Consider the following 18,418-nt stretch of genomic DNA (forward strand, 5'->3'; position numbering starts at 1 on the left):
AGTCAAGGGCATGAAAAAGGCGTTAAATGCCGGCGCCCATTGCGGAAATCTGAATGGGGGATGGGCCCCTCCTCTGCGGGCCGGCATTACTTCCGGGAACTTCTCATGCGTAGACAGGCGATGGCGTGGTCGATCCAGCTGGCGTTGATGGGCCTTGCCGCTTCTGCGGCGGCCCAGGCTCCGGCCTCCTCTCCGGTACGGCAGCTCGATGCGGTACAGGTCACCGGCTCACGCATTCCGCGCGCCCAGGTCGAGGGCCCCGCCCCGATCACGGTGATCGACGCCGAACAGATCCGTTCCAGCGGCTTCACCACCGTGCCCGACGTGCTGCGGGCAATGACCCAGAACGGCGGCGAGACGCAGAGCCAGCAATCCTCCAGCGGCGCCGACTTCTCGCCGGGTGCGCAGCAGGTCGACCTGCGCGGGCTGGGGCCCAACCACACCCTGGTGCTGGTCAACGGCCGCCGCATCGCCGATTTCCCGATGCCGTTCCAGGGCCGCAGCAACTTCACCGACGTGTCCAACATTCCGCTGGGCATGATCGACCGCATCGAAGTGCTGACCGGCAGCGCCTCGGCCATCTATGGTTCGGACGCGATCGCCGGCGTGGTCAACTTCATCCTCAAGAAGAAGGCCGACGGCACCACGGTCGACGTGCGCATGGGTACCACCAGTGAAGGCGGTGGCGATTCCTTCGACATGAGCCTGTCCAGCGGGTTCAGCACGGGCCGTTTCAATGCGGTGTACAGCGTGGAGCTGCAGTCGCAGACGCCGCTGTGGGCCTATGAGCGCGACATCCAGGATTCGACCCAGGACGGGCCGACCGAGGGCTCGCGCATCGCCCGCCGTGCCTACCTGCGCACCGACTACAACGATGACTACCTGGATCCGGGCGCGGCCACCTGCGATGCCCTGAGCGGACAGAACCAGGGCAGCACCTACCATGCCTTCCGCCCCCGCTATGGCTACTACTGCGGCAGCGACGCGTCGATCGGCTACGGCACCATCCTCAGCAAGCGCCGCGGCGCCAACGGCTATGCCTCGCTGAGCTATGACTTCGACAACGGCCAGCAGTGGTTCGCCGACGTGCAGATGGGTTACCACACGCTGGCGCTGATGCGCGACGTGACGTCGTGGGGCCGCATGGCCGCCGACGGCGACGAGTCGGGCTACTTCAGCAACGAAGCCACCGGCGAAATCGAGTTCTGGCAGCGTCAGTTCTCGCCCGAGGAAATGGGTGGCCTGCGCAACGCGATGGTGCGCAGCACGCAGAAGACCTTCAGCGTGACCACCGGCTTCAAGGGCAACCTGGCCGGCAACTGGGATTACGAAGCGGCGTTGAGCCATTCGCAGTACCAGTCGCGGATCAGCTGGCCGCAGATCATCGCCGGCAGGGCCAACGACCTGTTCCTGGGCCCGCAGCTGGGCGAGGACGATGACGGCTTCCCGATCTACAACGCTGACCCGTCGCGGCTGTACCGCCCGCTGACCCGCGCCGAGTACGACGCGATCGCCGCACGCACCACCTATACCCCGAAGTCCCGCACCGAGACGGCCGCCCTCACCCTGACCAACGGCTCGCTGTTCGCCCTGCCCGGCGGCGATGCCGGTTTTGCCGCGACCGTGGAAGTGGGCCAGCAGGCCTACGCGCTGAATCCCGATCCGCTGGCGACCCAGTACTACTACTACAGCTGGAAGGATTCCGACGGCAAGGGTTCGCGCAACCGCTGGGCAACGGCCGCCGAGCTGCGCATGCCGCTGCACGAGACGATCAACCTGAGCGTGGCCGGTCGCTATGACCAGTACCGCTACTCCGGCCACACGATCGGCAAGGCGACCTGGAGCGGCGGCCTTGAGTGGCGCCCGGTCGAGAGCCTGCTGGTGCGCGGCTCGTACGGCACGGCCTTCCGCGCCCCGGACCTGCACTACGTGTTTGCCGGCCCCGGCAACGACGAGACCAGCGCCGAGGACCTGTACAGCTGCCGCGCCGAACAGGCCGACGACTGCTCGGACTACGAGCGCAACGTCATCCGCAGCCGCAGCGGCAACCGCGAGCTGGACCCGGAGACCAGCAACTCGTGGAGCGCAGGCTTCGTCTGGTCGCCAGCCGCAGGGCTGGATCTTTCGGTGGATTGGTTCGACATCGACATGCGCAGGCAGGTGCAGGACATGGACGTGCGCACGATCCTGGCCAGTGAAGCGAACTGCCGCCTGGGCGACGCCGAGATCACGTCACCGACCTGCGTGGACGCACTGGCGCGGGTGACCCGGACCGCCGACGGCCGCCTGTACGGGGTGCACGTGAATCCGATCAACGTGGCACGCGAGTCGACCTCAGGCATCGATGCGGGCCTGCGCTACCGCCTGCAGACCGGTATCGGTGACTTCATCTTCAACGGCAGCCACACCTGGGTGAAGAAGCACGATTTCCAGCGCTACACCGGCGATACGATCGAGGACCAGTTCGCGGTGAACAGCGGCTTCGACATCCCACGCACCAAGAGCAGCGTCAGTGTGACGTGGGAAAAGGATGCGTGGTCGGCCACCGTGTACGGTTCGCGACTGGGCAAGCTGCCCACCTCGGACAGCTACGACCAGGTGTTCGACTGGGACAGCGGCGACAGCCCGTACATCAGGGCCACGTACCGCTACAACGCGTCGGTGCAGTATCGCTTCGACGACCACTCGCGCCTGTCTCTGTCTGTGGTCAACGTGTTCAACAAGATGCCGCCGAAGGACGCCACATACACGGCGTACCCGTACTACGACGTCTCCTGGTTCGACAGCGTGGGCCGCACGATCAATCTGCAGTACACGCACAAGTTCGGCGGCAGCGCGCTGTAAGGCGTGCCGCTGCATTGAACTCAGGCGGGAAGACGGGGGCGCAGGCCTCCGTCCCCTTCCGCGTGCAGTTCCGCTCAGGACGCAGACTGCACCGGCTCCGCAAAGCGCCAGAAAACACGGACCACATCAAGCATCTGTCCATGCAGTTCGTCGTACCGGGCAATCACCCCCGGCGCGAACGTCGCATTACCATTCGCGTCCAGCGGAACCGGCTCCCCCAGCGCGCGGGCCATGTCGATGTAGAAATAATGCATATCACCGTAGGGACGCTTGCTGTCCATCAGCATCACTGCTCTCCCCAGCGTGCGGGTGTTCATGCTCCGCAGCAGTGCAAGGTGTTCCGGTGACACTGCCACCACTTCATCGCCCCGGGAGCCATCCGTGGCCGCGGTCAGGACGTAGCGACCGGGCTCAAGCCTTCCCCCGACGATGAAGCTGGATGCGATCCGGGCAAGCCGTCTGGCAAGGGCCTGCCCCTCATCGGTGCGTCGTCCTGCTGGCTCCTGGCAGAAACGGCCCAGTGCTGCATAGGCGATCAGTGCCTCTGGATCCTCCGGGTCAACAGAGTCCAGGTAGATACCTCCGCTTTCGCTGAAGTCCGCTTCGGGTCGCAGCCGCTCGCGCATGGCACTCAACAGGCTGACGGCACTGCACTCCGGGGCTGATGCACTCCCTCGTGCAGGCCGCACGACCATGTATTGGCAGCCGTAGGCCAGAAGCAATCCGAGGGCCGCGATCGCCACTACCCACCCATACGTTCGCGTCGTCATCGCAACTCTCCGGATAGCGAACAGGCATGGCGCCGCCCGTGTCAGTGGAAGGGCCGGAGGCCAGCCTGAAGCAGCACCGCGCCGCGCACCATGCAACAAGTCCGAAATCGGAATCTGCTGTTGGCCGTGGTTTTCCACACCACGCGTGGAAAGCGATGGGGGCTTGGTGTGGACAAGTAGGTGCGAGCCTTGTACCGCAGGCGTTTCCATGCGTGGTTATTTTTTGTCCACGGCCGCGATTGTTTTCCACACGGCGCGTGGAAGGCAATGGGAACTTGATGTGGACAAGTGGGTGAGAGCGTTGTCGCGCAGGCGTTTCCAAGCGCGGTGAAATTTTGTCCACGGCGTGCGGACAAGCTTCTGTAGAGCCGAGACCATGCTCGGCTCCGGCTCGCATCAGCCGGGCATGGGCTCGGCGCTACAGCGGCACGCTGGGTTTTCCACACCGCGCGTGGAAAGCGGTGGGGGTTTGATGTGGACAAGTGTGTGCGAACGTTGCGCCGCAGGCGTTTCAGAGCATGGTCAATTTTTGTCCAGCGCAGAGACGGATGTCGGAAACGCGGACGCCCCGCTCGGGGCGGGGCGTCCGGGGTCGATCCGATGCCGCTGGATCAGACGTTGAAGCGGAAGTGCAGCACGTCGCCTTCCTGCACGCGGTACTCCTTGCCTTCCAGGCGCAGGCGACCGGCTTCCTTGGCACCGGCTTCGCCCTTGTACTTGATGAAGTCGTCATACGCGATGGTTTCGGCGCGGATGAAGCCCTTCTCGAAGTCGGTGTGGATGACCGCGGCGGCCTGCGGGGCAGTGGCACCCTTGCGCACGGTCCAGGCGCGGACTTCCTTCACGCCGGCGGTGAAGTAGGTCTGCAGGCCCAGCAGGCTGTAAGCCGCGTTGATCACGCGGTTCAGGCCCGGCTCGCTCAGGCCCAGGTCGGCCAGGAACGTGTCGCGATCCTCGTCGTCAAGCTGCGACAGTTCTTCCTCGATCGCGGCGGACACCGGTACCACCTGCGCGCCCTCGGCGGCAGCGTGCGCGCGCACGGCTTCCAGGTGCGGGTTGTTCTCGAACCCGTCCTCCAGCACGTTGGCGATGTACATCACCGGCTTCAGGGTCAGCAGGAACAGGTCGCGCACCAGCGCCTTCTCTTCCTCGTCCAGACCCACCGAACGGCCGGACTTGCCGTCAGAAAGCGCAGCCTGCAGCTTGGCCAGCACCGGCTTGCGCGCGGCGGCCTCCTTGTCGCCACCCTTGGCAGCGCGCTCGGCGCGGTTCAGCGCCTTCTCGACGCTGTCCAGATCAGCCAGGGCCAGTTCGGTATCGATGGTTTCGATATCCGAAATGGGATCGACCTTGTTGTTGACATGGATGACGTCGGCGTTCTCGAAGCAGCGCACCACGTGGGTGATCGCATCGACTTCGCGGATGTGCGCGAGGAACTTGTTGCCCAGTCCTTCGCCGCTGGCAGCACCGGCGACCAGGCCGGCGATGTCGACGAATTCCACGGCGGTCGGAATGACCTTCTGCGGGTTGATGATCGCTGCCAGCTCGTTCAGGCGCGGGTCCGGCACCGGCACGATGCCGACGTTCGGTTCGATGGTGCAGAACGGGAAGTTCGCCGCGGCGATGCCCGCCTTGGTCAGCGCGTTGAACAGGGTCGACTTGCCGACGTTGGGCAGGCCGACGATGCCGCATTTGATACCCATCTTTGACAACCTCTGGGGTGAAATTGATTGGGAAAACAGCGCGCGCGCCGCTTTCCCAAGCTGTTTCAATCGATCATTGCGGGTGCCAACCGGGGTTGGCAGCTACTTCGGGGTGTTCAGGCGCTTCATCGCTTCATTGAAATCGCCCTGCACGGCCAGCGGCATCACGTCGATCGAATCGTCGATGGCGCGCGCGATCAGCAGGTCGTCGTCCTTGGACGGGCGGCCCAGCACCCAGCCCACCACGCGATCCTTGTGGCCGGGATGGCCGATGCCCACGCGCAGGCGATGGAACTTGCCGTGACCCAGCAGGCGGATGGTGTCACGCAGGCCATTCTGGCCGCCATGACCGCCGTCGAACTTGAGCCGCGCCACACCGGGCGGGAGGTCCAGTTCATCATGCGCCAACAGGGTTTCCTCGGGCTCGATCTTCCAGAACCGCTGCGCGGCGGTGACCGATTTGCCACTGAGGTTCATGAAAGTGGCAGGCTTGAGCAGCCATACCGTCTGCCCGGCGATCTCGACCTTGGCGGTCTCGCCGAACAGCTTGCTGTCCACGTTCCATCGCGCCCCTGCCTTTTCCGCCAGGGCCTCAACGAAATGAAACCCGGCATTGTGCCGGGTCCGGGCGTGCTCCGATCCGGGATTGCCCAGACCGACGATCAGTCGCAGTCCTGCCATTGGATCTTCCTGTAGATGCCGGGGCGGCGCCTGCCGGAGCAGGCTCCGCGGGGGCATTACTCGGCGGCCGGTGCTTCTTCAGCGTCGGCAGCGTCTTCCTTGCCGTGCTTGGCGGTGACGATCGCGTCGTCGTGGTCCTTGCCCAGCGCCAGGGCCGGGATTTCCACGCCCTTCGGCAGCTTGATGTTGGACAGGTACACCACGTCGCCAGCAGCCAGGTCGGCCAGGTCGACTTCGATCGACTCCGGCAGGTCCTTCGGCAGGCAGCTGATGGTCACTTCCTTCAGTTCGTGGGTGACCACGACGTCGGCAGCCTTGCCAGCCGGCGAGGTGTCTTCGTTGATGAAGTGCAGCGGGACCGAAGCGGTCAGGGCTTCGTTCTCGTTCACGCGCTGGAAGTCCAGGTGCATGATCAGCTGCTTGTACGGATGGCGCTGCATGTCACGCAGCAGGACCTTCTGCACCTGGCCGTCCAGGTTCAGGTCCAGGATCGAGGCATAGAACCACTCGTTCTGCTGTGCCAGCCAGATTTCGTTGTGGTCCAGGCTGATGGCGACCGGCTCGGCGTTGCCGCCGTACACGATGGCCGGGATCACACCGGCGTGACGCAGGCGGCGGCTCGCACCCTTACGCTGCAGTTCACGCTTGGTGACCTTGATTTCATGGGTCTTCGACATTTTCGACTACTCAGGTTGTTGCCTTGCCCTGCGGCTTGGCGATTGAAGATGCTTCCGCGACCAGAAGCATCCGGGGAAGTCCTTGCCGTTGCCGGCAGGGACGAAAAACTCAGTCCACGTACAGCGAGCTGACCGACTCGCCGAAGGCGATGCGGCGCATCGTTTCGGCCAGCATCTCCGCCACGCTCAGCTGGCGGATCTTGCTGCACACCCGCGCTGCGTCCTTCAGCGGGATGGTATCGGTCACCACCAGCTCGTCGAGCTGGGAATTGGTGATGTTGTCCACCGCCGGGCCCGACAGCACCGCGTGGGTGCAGTAGGCGGCGACCTTGAGCGCACCGCGCGCCTTCAGGGCAGCGGCGGCGGCGCACAGGGTGCCGGCGGTGTCGACGATGTCATCGACCATCACGCAGGTCTTGCCTTCGACGTCACCGATGATGTTCATCACGGTGGAGACGTTGGCGCGTGGACGGCGCTTGTCGATGATCGCCAGGTCGGCATCATCCAGGCGCTTGGCCACGGCACGGGCGCGGACCACGCCGCCCACGTCCGGCGACACCACGATCAGGTTTTCCGTGCCGTAGGCGCGCCAGATGTCGGCCAGCAGCAGCGGGGAGGCATAAACGTTGTCGACCGGAATATCAAAGAAGCCCTGGATCTGGTCGGCGTGCAGGTCGACCGTCAGCACGCGATCAGCGCCAGCGGTGCTGAACATCTTCGCCGCCAGCTTGGCGGTGATCGGCACACGCGAGGAACGCATGCGGCGATCCTGGCGCGAGTAACCGAAGTACGGCACCACGGCGGTCACGCTGTTCACCGATGCGCGCTTGAGCGCGTCGATCAGCACCAGCAGTTCCATCAGGTTTTCCGCACTCGGCGCGCAGGTCGGCTGGATCACGAACACGTCCTGCTTGCGGACGTTCTCTTCGATCTCCACCTGCACTTCTCCATCGGAGAAATGCGAGACCAGCGCCTTGCCCGGGCGAACCCCCAGTTCCTTGCAGATGTTCTGCGCCAGACGTTTGTTGGCGTTGCCGGAAAAGACCAGCAGGTTCGGGGACTCTTGCATCATGATTGTCTCGGGCGGGGACGAGTGGCGGGGATCCGGTGGCGGCAAGGACCACGCCGGACCCTTGCTGCTGACAACACCGCGGTTGTTTCCACGTCCCGCGCGGATGATGCGCTGAAGGCGCGGACACAGCCGCATTGGCAGGGGCGGTAGGATTCGAACCTACGAATGCCAGGATCAAAACCTGGTGCCTTGGGCCTCTTGGCGACGCCCCTGCATTTGAAATCAGTGTTGCTCGAGTGCATCCAGCAGCGGCGAACGCGCAACGCCCGCAGCCACCCTGGCCCGCAACTCCTTCGGCAACTTCGCCCGCCCCTGCTGTGCGGCAGTCTGCGATGCGAATTCGACGAAACAACCACTTCCAGAACCGGTCAGTCGCGCGGTACCGATGTCGCTCAACGCGGCAAGTGCTGCCTCGACGGCAGGCTCGCGGCGGCGCAGCACCGGTTCGAACGCGTTCCCGACCAAGGCCCCGGAAGCGAAGTCGTCTATTTTCGCCACTGGGCTGTCGCGCGTCAAATCCGGGGCTGCGAACAGGACCGGGGTCGGAACATGAACGCCGGGCTCGACCACCACATACCAGGCCGGTGCCAGGGTGATCGGCTGCAGCCGCTCTCCCACACCTTCGGCCCAGGCGTTACGGCCACGCACGAACACCGGCACATCCGCGCCCAGGCGCAGGCCCAGCGCGGCCAACGCGTCCTCGTCCAGAGCGGCGTTCCAGAGCCGGTTCAGCGCCACCAGCACGGTGGCAGCGTCGGATGACCCACCGCCGAACCCACCACCGGCCGAAATATGCTTTTCGACGATGATGTCGACACCTTGGTCGATGTTGGCGGCCTCTTTCAGCGTGCGGGCGGCACGAACGGCCAAATCGTCGGCCTCGTCCACACCCGGCAACCCCTCACCCTGCCGACGTACCTGGCCGTCTTCACGCAGGCGCAGGCCGATGCGGTCCCCCCAATCCAGCAGGCGGAACACGGTCTGCAGCTCGTGATAGCCGTCGGCGCGGCGGCCGGTGATATGAAGGAACAGGTTCAGCTTGGCCGGGGCCGGCCACCAAGACCAGCCCGCATCCTCCGCACCCGCGCTCATGGCGCGCCCTGCCCCCACTGGTCCACCAGCAGGCGAACCTTGGCGTCTCCGCTGCTGGCTTCGATCCGGCGCGGCAGGGACGGGCGCCCGGCCTCGGCGGGGTACCAGTCCAGGTACTGGATCTGCCAGCCCATCTGCTGCATGCGGCGCGGGCGGCCTTCGCCATCACGCTCGACCTTGCCCGCGCCGGCGGGATCGGCAACCGCCAGCCCACGCACCCACTCGGGCAGGGAGTTGACCGGGATTTCCCAGCCCGTGGCCTCCAGCAGCAGCTGCTGCGCGTCCTCGCCTTCACGCGGGCCGCCGGCCAGTCCCTCCAGGCGACCGCCTCCATGCTGGCTGTCGCCGGTCAGCTTCCAGCTCTGCCGGGTCACGGGTGCACTGAGCTCGATCACGTAGCGCCGCCCGGCCTGCTGCCAGTCGATGCGTCCACTGCCACCGTCCTTGCCCTTGCTGACCGCTACCCGGCCCTGGAAGGACCACTCCGGCTGCGCCTGCAGCGCCGCCACCCGCGCGGCTTCGGCCTGTGCCGCTTCGGCCGACACGGTCTCGACCACGGCCGGCGCTGGTGTCTTCTGGGTGCCCAGCGACGTACAGGCGGTCATGGCGACGGTCGCCACTGCCAACAGCAGCGGCCGGAACAGGGAAGCACTCATGGATTGAATTTCTCGCGGGCACGCTGCAGCGCGCGGTTGTCGGGGTCGAGCCTGGCCGCTTCCTCGAAGAAGTGGCGGGCCTCGTCATGCCGGCCGAGCACCCACAGCACTTCGCCGACGTGTGCGGCGATCTCCGGATCCTTGGCCAGGGTCCACGCACGACGCAGCTGCACCAGCGCCTCTTCGTTGCGGCCCAGGCGATACAGCACCCAGCCATAGCTGTCGACGATGGCGGCATTGTCCGGCTCGGCCACTCGGGCACGGTCGATCAGTTCCAGCGCCTCCTGGTAGCGACCGGTGCGATCGGCCAGGGTGTAGCCCAGCGCATTCAGCGCCGGCACGTTCTCCGGCTCGGTGATCAGGATCTTGCGCAGGTCGGCCTCGGCACGGGCAATATCATCACGGCGTTCCCAGGCCAACGCACGCGCGTACAGCAGTGCATTCTCGTCCGGGTAAGCGGCCAGACCGCGGGCCAGCGCATCCAGTTCACCTGCATCGTCGCTGGCGCGCTGCCGCAGCTCCGCTTCCAGCAGATAGGCGTCGCGGCGCACCTCGTCGTCCACGCCGGCATCGGACTGGATCGCGTGTACCTCGTCCAGCGCCAGGCTCTGGCGCCCGGCAAGCGCCTGTGCGCTCGCCGCCCGCAGGCGGGCCTCGCTCAGTTCATCGCCGCCCGGCACGCTGTGATACCACTGCACCGCTTCCGGATAACGCTTCAGATACTCCGCAATCTTGCCCAGCAGCAGGCGCTGCGCCGGGTCCGGTTTGGCGGCCTGCCGCGACAGCTCGCTGTACAGGTTGGAAAGGGCCGCCTTGTCTCCCTGCTTGGCCAGCAGCGACGCCCGCATTCCCCAGGTCTGCACGTCCTGCGGCCCTACCGCCAGCACCCGCTCGGCGGCGGCCGGCTGGTTCAGGCTGTCGTAGGCAATGGCCACCGCGTTGCGCAGTTCCGGATCCTGGCGGGTCTTCGGTTCGACCTCGCGCAGCAGCGCCAGCGCGCGATCGGTCTGCCCCGCCTGCTGCAGCTGGCTGGCGCGCAGCAACGCCACGCGCGGCTCTTCCGGGAAGCGCTTGACCACCTCATCGATCATGCGCCGTGCCAGCTCCGGCTTTTCCATCCGCAGCGCCAGGCGACCGAATTCCTGCCAGGCCTCGATCTTCGGCGGGATGGCGTTGGCATCGACCAGCTCGCCCAGCACCTGCGCCGGCACGGCCGGATCGCGTCCACCGCCGACCAGCGCGGCCAGGGCAAACTTCCAGCCACGGTCATCGCTGTCCTGCAGCAGGCTCTGCAGCTCGCTGCGGGCCGCCTTCACGTCGCCCTGGCGCATCGCCAGCGCACCGGCCGCGCTGCGCATGGCCAGCGACCGTGGCGCGCGCTGCTGCCACAGGGCCAGGCCCTGGGCGGCGCTGGCATCGTCGTTGGCCAGCATGGAAATACGGGTCGCGCGCTCGGCCAGGCCGGCATCGCCGTCGCTGCGCTGGGCGGCCTGCAGGTACCAGCGCGCCGCCTCGGCCAGCTTGCCGGCCTGCAGGGCGAACTCGCCGGCCATCACCGGCTCCAGTGCCAGTTCCTCGGTGGCGGCGCCCCGCGCCGGGGGCTTGGCGGGCGCCGCCGACAGGGCCTGGCTGCACGCCAGGGACAGCAGCAGAACACTGGGGATGCGAATCAATGCGGGCATCGTCGGCATCGGGGCCTTAAAATGTCGTCCAATGGCCAGCAGCTTATCGCAAGCAACTGAACAATGACCCTGTGGGTGCTCGGACTGAATCACCAGACCGCGCCGGTGGAACTGCGCGAGCGCGCGGCCTTCGCCGGCGATGCCTTGCCGCGCGCGCTCGGTTCGCTGCGCGACACCCCGCAGATTGCCGAGGCGGTGCTGCTGTCCACCTGCAACCGCACGGAACTGTACGCGGTGGCCGATTCGGCGCAGGCGCTGGACCATTGGCTGCGCAGCCAGGCCGGCGACCTGCAGGGCTACCTGTACCAGCATGCTGACGCCGATGCCGTGCGCCACCTGTTCCGGGTCGCGACGGGCCTGGACTCGATGGTGCTGGGTGAACCGCAGATCCTGGGCCAGGTGAAGGATGCCTGGTCGACCGCGCGCGACCACGGGCTGCTTGGCCAGCGCCTGGACCGGCTGTTCCAGCAGACGTTCTCCGTGGCCAAGCGTGCGCGCACCGATACCCAGGTCGGCGCCAACCCGGTGTCGGTCGCCTCGGCTGCGGTGCGCCTGGCGCAGAATGCCTTTGCCCGCCTGGATGATTCCACCGTGCTGCTGGTCGGTGCGGGGGAAACCATCGAGCTGGCCGCCCGCCACCTCAGCGAAGGCAAGGTGCGGCGGCTGCTGATCGCCAACCGCACGCTCGCCCATGCGCAGGAATTGGCCAGCCGTCATGGCGGCGTGGCCCTGCCGCTGACCGAGCTTGAACGCCATCTGGCCGAGGCCGACATCGTGTTCTCGGCCACCGCCGCACGCGAACCGGTGATCCACCGCGAGACCGTGGCCAATGCACTGCGTGCACGCCGGCACAAGCCGATGCTGCTGTTCGATCTGGCCGTGCCACGCGACATCGAGGCTGAGGTCGGCACGCTCAACGATGCCTTCCTGTACACCGTGGACGATCTGGAACGCGCGGTGGAGGACAATCGACGCGGCCGCCGCGAGGCCGCCGCCGAAGCCGAAGCCATCATCGACCTGCAGGTATCGCGCTTCGTCGAGACCCTGCAGGCCGGCGCCCACCACGCGCCGCTGCGGCAACTGCGTGCCTTCGGCGACGCCACCCGCGCCGAGCTGCTCGAACGTGCCCGTCAGCAGCTGGCCAACGGCAAGCCGGCCGAAGAGGTCATGGAACTGCTGGCCCACGGCCTGACCAACCGGCTCCTGCACCCCCCGACCGCTGCCTTGCGCGCGGCCGCGCTGAGCGGCGATGCCGACCTGACCCGCGCCGCCGAGCGCCTGTTCCCGGCCACGCCGGGTTACCGCCACCCACCCGTGAGAACCGATGACGCCGACCCTGCGCCGTAAGCTGGAAGCGCTGGCCGAGCGCCGCGAAGAACTGGAACGCCTGCTCGCCGAACCCGACGTGGTCGCCGACAACACCCGTTTCCGCGACCTTTCGCGCGAATTCGCCCAACTTGAACCGGTCGCCACCGCACTGGCCGACGAGGCGCGCGCCAAGGCCGACCTGGCCGCCGCCGAGGGCATGCGCGCCGATCCGGACCTGCGCGAGCTGGCCGATGAGGAAATCGCCTCGGCCCAGGCGCGCCTGCAGGAACTGGAGCAGGAGCTGGCCTTGCTGCTGGTGCCCCGCGACCCACGTGACGAGGGCAATCTGTTCCTGGAAGTCCGCGCCGGTACCGGTGGCGACGAAGCAGCGATCTTCGCCGGCGACCTGTTCCGCATGTACGCGCGCTATGCCGAGCGCCAGGGCTGGAAAGTCGAGATCGAGTCCGACAACCCCGGCGAGCACGGCGGCTACAAGGAAGTGGTGGCGCGCGTGGTCGGCCGTGGCGCCTTCTCGCGGCTGAAATTCGAATCCGGCACGCACCGCGTGCAGCGCGTGCCCGCCACCGAATCGCAGGGCCGCATCCACACCTCGGCGGCTACCGTGGCGATCATTCCGGAAGCGGACGAAGTCGATGACATCGTCATCAACCCCGCCGACCTGAAGGTCGACACCTTCCGCTCATCCGGTGCCGGTGGCCAGCACGTCAACAAGACCGAGTCGGCGATCCGCATCACCCACGTGCCGACCGGCGTGGTGGTGGAATGCCAGACCGAACGCAGCCAGCACGCGAACCGCGACAAGGCGATGAAACGCCTGAAGGCGCAGCTGCTCGACGCCGAGCGCCAGCGCCAGGACGCCGCGCAGGCCGAATCGCGCCGCCTGCAGGTCGGCAGTGGCGATCGCAGCCAGCGCATCCGCACCTACAATTTCCCGCAGGGGCGGATCACCGATCATCGTGTGGAAGGCCTGACCCTGTATGACCTGCCCAACATCCTCGCCGGCGATCTGGACCCGCTGCTGCAGCGCCTCAGCCACGAGCACCAGGTGGATGCCCTGGCCCAGCTGTCGGCGGGCTGACGTCGATGTCGGCCTGGCAGCAGCGGCAACAACTGCAGCAGGCGATCGCGCGCCAGCCCGGTGACTTCGTCGCCTGGGTGATGCTGGCCGATCTGGAACTGGAAGCCGGCGACATCGGCGCAGGCGAGCAGGCCGCACGGCGTGCGCTGCAGCTGCGGCCGGACCATCCCGAGGCACTGGCCCGGCTGGGTCGCGTGGCATGGATGGCCGGTGCGCACGCCGACGCTGCGACGCTGCTGGGACAGGCTTCAGCGCGCGCTCCGGAGCATCCCGGCATCGCGCTGTGGCTGGGCCATGCCCTGGAAGATGCCGGCGACCCCGAGGGCGCGGCGGCCGCGTACCGGCGTGCACATGGGCTGATGCCCGACGAACCCTATATCGCCGCCCAGCGACTGGCATGGCAACGCCGCCTGTGCGACTGGCAGGACGTGGAGGCCCTGGCTGCGCAGGTGCGCGGCGCGGTCGCGACCGGGCAGGGCGCGGTCGAGCCCTTTGCCTTCCTCAGCGAAGACGCCAGCGCCGCCGAGCAGCTGGCCTGCGCCCGCACGCGCGCCGCAGCGGTGGCCGCATCGGTGCGGCCGATGCCCGCTGTGAAGGTACGGACACAGGGAGCCCTGCGGATCGGCTTCCTCTCCAACGGCTTCGGCGCACATCCGACCGGGTTGTTGACCGTTGCCCTGTTCGAGCAGCTGGGCCGCCACCCGGAACTGCAGTTGCATCTGTTCGCACTGAACCGGGACGATGGCAGCCGCATCCGCCAGCGGCTGCAGGCGGCAACCCGGCTGCACGATCTGGCGGGGCGCCGCCATGCCGACATCGCTGCCGCCATCCGTGCACAGGGCATCGACCTGCTGTTCGACCTGCGTGGCTGGGGCGGTGGCGGCGCGCCGGAAGTGCTGGCGCTGCGCCCTGCCCCGCTGCAACTCAACTGGCTGGCCTATCCCGGCACATCCGGCGCACCGTGGCTGGATGCGGTGATCGCCGATGCGTTCGTCCTGCCAGCGGCGTTGGCGCCCCACCACAGCGAGCGCGTGGTGTACCTGCCGCGCGCGTTCCAGCCCTCGGACAACACCCGCGCGCTCGAGCCGGCACCGGATCGCGCCGCGTGCGGCCTGCCTGGACACGGCGTGGTGTTCTGCTGCTTCAACAACAGCTACAAGCTCAACCCGCGCAGCATGGGGCGGGCGTTCGCCGTCCTGGCGGCGGTGCCTGGCAGCGTTCTATGGCTGTTGTCCGGCCCCGGCCAGGCCGATGCGCGCCTGCGGGCAGCGGCGCAGGCAGCGGGTCTGGACCCGGCGCGGCTGGTGTTCATGCCCAAGCTGCCGCATCCGCAGTATCTGGCCCGCTATCAACTGGCCGATCTGTTCCTGGATACACACCCGTACAACGCGCACACCACGGCCTCCGACGCACTGTGGGCGGGCTGCCCGGTACTCACCTGCCCGGGCGAGACCTTCGCCGCGCGCGTGGCCGGCAGCCTCAACCATCACCTGGGCCTGGCACGGATGAACGTTGCCGACGATGCGGCGTTCATCGCCACCGCCCGTGCGCTCGGCAACGATCCGGCAGCGCTGGCCGCACTGCGCGCCGAACTGGCACAGGCCCGCGCGCGTAGAGGCGTGTTCGACATGGCCGGTTTCGCCCGCGACCTTTCGGCACTGCTGCAGCGGCTGGCGCACGAGCAGGGCTGGCAGGGCGTCGACGGCGCCTGAGCAACCACTGCGCTAGGCTGGGCCCTCCTTTCCGCGCGGCATGACGATGGGCAAGCTCAAACGCAAGGACTACGACGAACTGCTGCTGCCGTTGCAGCTGGAACTGACCGCGATGGCCCGCTGGGTGCAGCACAGCGGGCAGCGGTTGCTGGTGCTGTTCGAAGGCCGCGACACCGCCGGCAAGGGCGGCGCGATCCAGGCCATCAGCCAGCACCTCAATCCGCGCCAGTGCCGGGTGGTGGCGCTGCCCAAGCCGACCGACCGCGAGGCGACACAGTGGTACTTCCAGCGCTACGTCGGGCACCTTCCGGCGGCGGGTGAGATCGTGCTGATGGATCGAAGCTGGTACAACCGCGCAGGTGTCGAGCGGGTCATGGGCTACTGCAGCGAGAGCGAGTACCAGCAGTTCCTGCGCCAGGCCCCGGTGTTCGAGCAGCTGCTGGTGGATGACGGCATCCTGTTGTTCAAGTACTGGCTGTGCGTGGACCAGGAGCAGCAGGAGAAGCGCTTCGCCGAGCGCCATATCGATCCGCTGAAGGGCTGGAAGCTGTCACCGGTCGACCTGAAATCGCGCAGCAAGTACAGCGCCTATACCGAAGCACGGGAGGCCATGCTGCGTGCCACCCATCGCGAAGGTGCGCCGTGGACCCTGGTGGACTTCAACGATCAGCGGCTGGGCAGGCTGACCCTGGTACGCAACCTGCTTGACCGGTTGCCCGACACCCGCGTGGACGCGCCTCTGCCGGAGCTGCCGAAGCTGAAGGGCAAGCTGCATCGCGAGCACTACGATGTGCTGAAGCCGATCGAGGACTTCCCGGTCGAGGAGTAGGGGTTGTCTGCAGGGCCTGCGGCCCTGCACCCGCTACGAGCAACGGCAGAAGCAGAAGCAGGTTTCCTGAGGGATGGCGGGGTGGGCCCGGTTGCGGGGGACGCCGTAAACCCATCCATGGGGGCTTGGCCGCGGCATCCATGCCGCGGACACCCCCGCAACCGGACCCACCCCGCCTTCGACAGTTTCCTGCGAGCTTCAGTAGATCCACGCATGGCGTCGATCTATCAGATTGCAGATATCTGTCAGAGGTGGGGCGGTGTCGGAGTGCGGGGTGTCAGCCGCATGGATGCGGCTGCCAAGCCTACAGGGACGTACTTGCGGCGTCCCCGCACTCCGACACCGCCCCGCCACCCCACGGTATGTCTGCTGTTGCTGTTGCTGTTGCGCGTAGCGGGTGCAGGGCCGCAGGCCCTGCCGGCACACCCACTACTTCGCAGCCGCGATCTGCTTCTCGATGTCGGCCGCCGTAACCGGGCCTAGGAAGCTGTGCGCCAACCGCCCTTGCGGATCGATCAGATGCGTCAGCGGCAGACCCCGCGGCGTGGCGAAGTCCGCCGGCGGATCGAACGGATCCACGATCACGATCGGATAGGTCACCGGATGCTTGGTCAGGAACGACTGCATCTCCGGCACCTCGATGTCCTCATAGGCCAGGCCGACCACTTCGATGTTGCTGCGCATGGCGTGCAGCGCGGACAACTCCGGCATCTCCTTGCGGCATGGTGCGCACCACGTGGCCCAGAAATTCACCACCACCCACTTGCCCCGATGGGCCGCCAGGTCGTACTCGCTGCCATCGACGGCCTTCATCTTCAACGTGGGGAACTCGGCCGTGACACGCTCGGCAGGCGTGTCCTCGGCCGCAGGCGGTGCCGCCGGTGCGGGAGCCTGCGCCGGTGGCTGGCTGCTGGCCGGGGTCGTGTCCTGCGCAGGCTTGCAGGCCGCCAGGGCAAGCGCCACGGCCAATGGAACTGCCAGCAGCAGCGGAGTCGTGCGGGTCATGGGGTGTCTCCGGAATCGGGATAGATATCGCTGACGCGACGCTTGAGGCGCTCACGCAGAGGCAGGCGCAGTTCATCCAGCGCCGCCAGCGCGGCCTGGCCCAGGCTGTCTTCGCGGTAGGGCAGATGCTGCTCCGCCACCGGGATGCGCAGTTGGGTGCATTCGTACAGATCGGCCAGGCTGACCTGGTCCAGGTCGCGCGCGAGCAGCCATTCACCCCGCTCGTCGCGGCGCAGCAGGCCGATGGCCTCCAGTTTGCAGGCCAGGTCCTGCAGCAGCGAGTCGGTCAGCATCGGCTCCAGCCGCAGGATCTCGTCATCGGCCAGCCCCCTGCCCCGGGCACGCGCCTGGTGGAAGCGGCCGAGCAGGCGCAGCAGCCCATAGAATTCATAGCCCTGCGGCAGGCGCAGCTCGACCGGCTGGTAGCGGAACGCCGCCATCGACGATGCCAGCGATGCGCCAAGCAGCACCGCCACCCAGCACAGATAGATCCACAGCAGCAGGATCGGCACGAACGCGACCGTGCCATAGAGCTTCTGGTAGGACTGGAAACTGCCCAGATAGGCACCGATGCCCCACTTCACCAGCTCCAGGATCACCGCCGCCAGGATCGCGCCGGGGACGGCGTGCCGCCATTTCACCGTATGGTGCGGCACGACCCGGAACATCAGGCTGATGCAGACGAATTCGATCAGCACCGGTGCCAGCCGCAGCGACAGGTCGGCCAGCCAGCGCCCCTCCTGGGTCCCGAACAGCGGCATTGCCAGTACCCGTGCCGACACTGCCAGCGAGGCGGCGGCAAGCATCGCGCCCAGGGTCAGCACGGTCCAGTAGACCAGGAAGCGGGTCAGCTTGGGCCGGGTCGATCCGACCCGCCAGATCTTGTTGAACGTCTCTTCCACGCTGTTGAGGGTGATCAGCAGCGAGACGACCAGGGCGATGAAGCCGGCCGCGGTGAGCTGGCCAGCGCTGGCCGAGAACTGCCGCAGGTAGCCTTCGGCGGCGCGTGCGGCATTGGGCACGAAGTTGGAGAAGACATAGTCGCTGAGCTGATCGCTCCAGCGGTCGAAGACCGGGAAGGCCGAAAGCACGCCGAACACCACGATCGCCAGCGGAACCAGGGCGAATACCGTGGTGTAGGCCAGTGCGGCGGCCGCCTGGAACAGGCGGTCATCGAGAAAGCGGTGCCACAGGAAGCGGCCGAAGCTGGCGGCACGCGCACGATCGCGCGCGCGTTCCATCCATAGGTTGAGCGTATCCAGAGGTTCCATCGGCGCAAGGGTACCCG

15 protein-coding genes and 1 tRNA gene are annotated in these 18,418 nt (G+C 67.1%); 5 read left to right on the forward strand and 11 right to left on the reverse strand.

The window, feature by feature from the left end; all coding sequences use genetic code 11:
- The first annotated feature begins 105 nt into the window (after positions 1-105).
- A complete protein-coding gene (locus ABE543_RS09065; RefSeq protein WP_346475598.1) occupies positions 106-2,844 on the forward strand; it encodes a TonB-dependent receptor in 2,739 nt (912 codons plus the stop codon).
- A gap of 74 nt (positions 2,845-2,918) precedes the next feature.
- On the opposite strand, the gene ABE543_RS09070 is transcribed toward ABE543_RS09065, so the two are convergent.
- From ABE543_RS09070 to ABE543_RS09110, 9 genes are all read right to left on the reverse strand, one after another.
- Entirely contained in the window at positions 2,919-3,614 is a 696-nt protein-coding gene (locus ABE543_RS09070) for a hypothetical protein (RefSeq protein ID WP_193396241.1), read from the reverse strand.
- 611 nt (positions 3,615-4,225) lie between these two features.
- Complete coding sequence (gene ychF / locus ABE543_RS09075) at positions 4,226-5,317, reverse strand: redox-regulated ATPase YchF (protein ID WP_053520317.1); 1,092 nt, start codon at positions 5,315-5,317, stop codon at positions 4,226-4,228.
- 102 nt (positions 5,318-5,419) lie between these two features.
- Positions 5,420-5,998 (reverse strand): aminoacyl-tRNA hydrolase, encoded by a 579-nt coding sequence (pth, locus tag ABE543_RS09080; protein ID WP_346475599.1) that lies wholly within the window; start codon positions 5,996-5,998, stop codon positions 5,420-5,422.
- A gap of 56 nt (positions 5,999-6,054) precedes the next feature.
- Positions 6,055-6,675, reverse strand: a complete 621-nt coding sequence (locus tag ABE543_RS09085; RefSeq protein ID WP_053520288.1) for a 50S ribosomal protein L25/general stress protein Ctc — start codon at positions 6,673-6,675, stop codon at positions 6,055-6,057.
- Positions 6,676-6,784: 109 nt separating this feature from the next.
- Entirely contained in the window at positions 6,785-7,744 is a 960-nt protein-coding gene (locus tag ABE543_RS09090; protein ID WP_053520289.1) for a ribose-phosphate diphosphokinase, read from the reverse strand.
- 138 nt (positions 7,745-7,882) lie between these two features.
- Positions 7,883-7,959 (reverse strand) — tRNA-Gln (locus tag ABE543_RS09095).
- A 10-nt stretch (positions 7,960-7,969) separates the two neighbouring features.
- Positions 7,970-8,839 (reverse strand): 4-(cytidine 5'-diphospho)-2-C-methyl-D-erythritol kinase, encoded by an 870-nt coding sequence (gene ispE / locus ABE543_RS09100; protein WP_346475600.1) that lies wholly within the window; start codon positions 8,837-8,839, stop codon positions 7,970-7,972.
- Complete coding sequence (gene lolB / locus ABE543_RS09105; RefSeq protein WP_279943024.1) at positions 8,836-9,495, reverse strand: lipoprotein insertase outer membrane protein LolB; 660 nt, start codon at positions 9,493-9,495, stop codon at positions 8,836-8,838. The genes ispE and lolB overlap by 4 nt, the downstream gene beginning before the upstream one ends.
- Positions 9,492-11,177 (reverse strand): tetratricopeptide repeat protein, encoded by a 1,686-nt coding sequence (locus ABE543_RS09110; RefSeq protein WP_180875739.1) that lies wholly within the window; start codon positions 11,175-11,177, stop codon positions 9,492-9,494. Before ABE543_RS09110 ends, lolB begins: the two co-directional genes overlap by 4 nt.
- A 63-nt stretch (positions 11,178-11,240) precedes the next feature.
- Here ABE543_RS09110 and hemA point away from each other — a divergent pair, with 63 nt between their 5' ends.
- From hemA to ppk2, 4 genes are read left to right on the forward strand one after another with little or no spacing between them, the layout of a single operon-like run.
- Positions 11,241-12,524, forward strand: a complete 1,284-nt coding sequence (gene hemA, locus ABE543_RS09115; protein WP_164153091.1) for a glutamyl-tRNA reductase — start codon at positions 11,241-11,243, stop codon at positions 12,522-12,524.
- Positions 12,502-13,584: a peptide chain release factor 1 gene (gene prfA / locus ABE543_RS09120; RefSeq protein WP_053520283.1), complete on the forward strand. Its 1,083-nt coding sequence runs from the start codon at positions 12,502-12,504 to the stop codon at positions 13,582-13,584. Before hemA ends, prfA begins: the two co-directional genes overlap by 23 nt.
- Before the next feature lie 5 nt (positions 13,585-13,589).
- Entirely contained in the window at positions 13,590-15,296 is a 1,707-nt protein-coding gene (locus tag ABE543_RS09125) for a tetratricopeptide repeat protein (protein WP_346475601.1), read from the forward strand.
- A gap of 46 nt (positions 15,297-15,342) precedes the next feature.
- Positions 15,343-16,125, forward strand: coding sequence for a polyphosphate kinase 2 (ppk2, locus tag ABE543_RS09130; protein ID WP_053520281.1), 783 nt, complete (start codon positions 15,343-15,345; stop codon positions 16,123-16,125).
- 429 nt (positions 16,126-16,554) lie between these two features.
- Here the strand turns inward: ppk2 and ABE543_RS09135 are convergent, their stop codons facing one another.
- Positions 16,555-17,130 carry a TlpA disulfide reductase family protein gene (locus tag ABE543_RS09135; RefSeq protein WP_346475602.1) on the reverse strand — a complete coding sequence of 192 codons (576 nt, stop codon included), beginning with the start codon at positions 17,128-17,130 and terminating at the stop codon, positions 16,555-16,557.
- On the reverse strand, positions 17,127-18,401 hold the full coding sequence (locus ABE543_RS09140) for a YihY family inner membrane protein (protein WP_053519156.1): 1,275 nt from the start codon (positions 18,399-18,401) through the stop codon (positions 17,127-17,129). The genes ABE543_RS09135 and ABE543_RS09140 overlap by 4 nt, the downstream gene beginning before the upstream one ends.
- Between the last annotated feature and the right edge of the window lie 17 nt (positions 18,402-18,418).

It is taken from the genome of Stenotrophomonas sp. TWI169, from assembly GCF_039674705.1.
GTDB classification, from domain to species: domain Bacteria; phylum Pseudomonadota; class Gammaproteobacteria; order Xanthomonadales; family Xanthomonadaceae; genus Stenotrophomonas; species Stenotrophomonas maltophilia_P.

Excerpts from the sequence above, each read along its gene's own strand:
- ABE543_RS09065 (WP_346475598.1), top strand. The coding sequence starts at position 106 with ATGCGTAGACAGGCGATGGCGTGGTCGATCCAGCTGGCGTTGATGGGC.
- ABE543_RS09070 (WP_193396241.1), bottom strand. The coding sequence starts at position 3,614 with ATGACGACGCGAACGTATGGGTGGGTAGTGGCGATCGCGGCCCTCGGA.
- ychF (WP_053520317.1), bottom strand. The coding sequence starts at position 5,317 with ATGGGTATCAAATGCGGCATCGTCGGCCTGCCCAACGTCGGCAAGTCG.
- pth (WP_346475599.1), bottom strand. The coding sequence starts at position 5,998 with ATGGCAGGACTGCGACTGATCGTCGGTCTGGGCAATCCCGGATCGGAG.
- ABE543_RS09085 (WP_053520288.1), bottom strand. The coding sequence starts at position 6,675 with ATGTCGAAGACCCATGAAATCAAGGTCACCAAGCGTGAACTGCAGCGT.
- ABE543_RS09090 (WP_053520289.1), bottom strand. The coding sequence starts at position 7,744 with ATGCAAGAGTCCCCGAACCTGCTGGTCTTTTCCGGCAACGCCAACAAA.
- ispE (WP_346475600.1), bottom strand. The coding sequence starts at position 8,839 with ATGAGCGCGGGTGCGGAGGATGCGGGCTGGTCTTGGTGGCCGGCCCCG.
- lolB (WP_279943024.1), bottom strand. The coding sequence starts at position 9,495 with ATGAGTGCTTCCCTGTTCCGGCCGCTGCTGTTGGCAGTGGCGACCGTC.
- ABE543_RS09110 (WP_180875739.1), bottom strand. The coding sequence starts at position 11,177 with ATGCCCGCATTGATTCGCATCCCCAGTGTTCTGCTGCTGTCCCTGGCG.
- hemA (WP_164153091.1), top strand. The coding sequence starts at position 11,241 with ATGACCCTGTGGGTGCTCGGACTGAATCACCAGACCGCGCCGGTGGAA.
- prfA (WP_053520283.1), top strand. The coding sequence starts at position 12,502 with ATGACGCCGACCCTGCGCCGTAAGCTGGAAGCGCTGGCCGAGCGCCGC.
- ABE543_RS09125 (WP_346475601.1), top strand. The coding sequence starts at position 13,590 with ATGTCGGCCTGGCAGCAGCGGCAACAACTGCAGCAGGCGATCGCGCGC.
- ppk2 (WP_053520281.1), top strand. The coding sequence starts at position 15,343 with ATGGGCAAGCTCAAACGCAAGGACTACGACGAACTGCTGCTGCCGTTG.
- ABE543_RS09135 (WP_346475602.1), bottom strand. The coding sequence starts at position 17,130 with ATGACCCGCACGACTCCGCTGCTGCTGGCAGTTCCATTGGCCGTGGCG.
- ABE543_RS09140 (WP_053519156.1), bottom strand. The coding sequence starts at position 18,401 with ATGGAACCTCTGGATACGCTCAACCTATGGATGGAACGCGCGCGCGAT.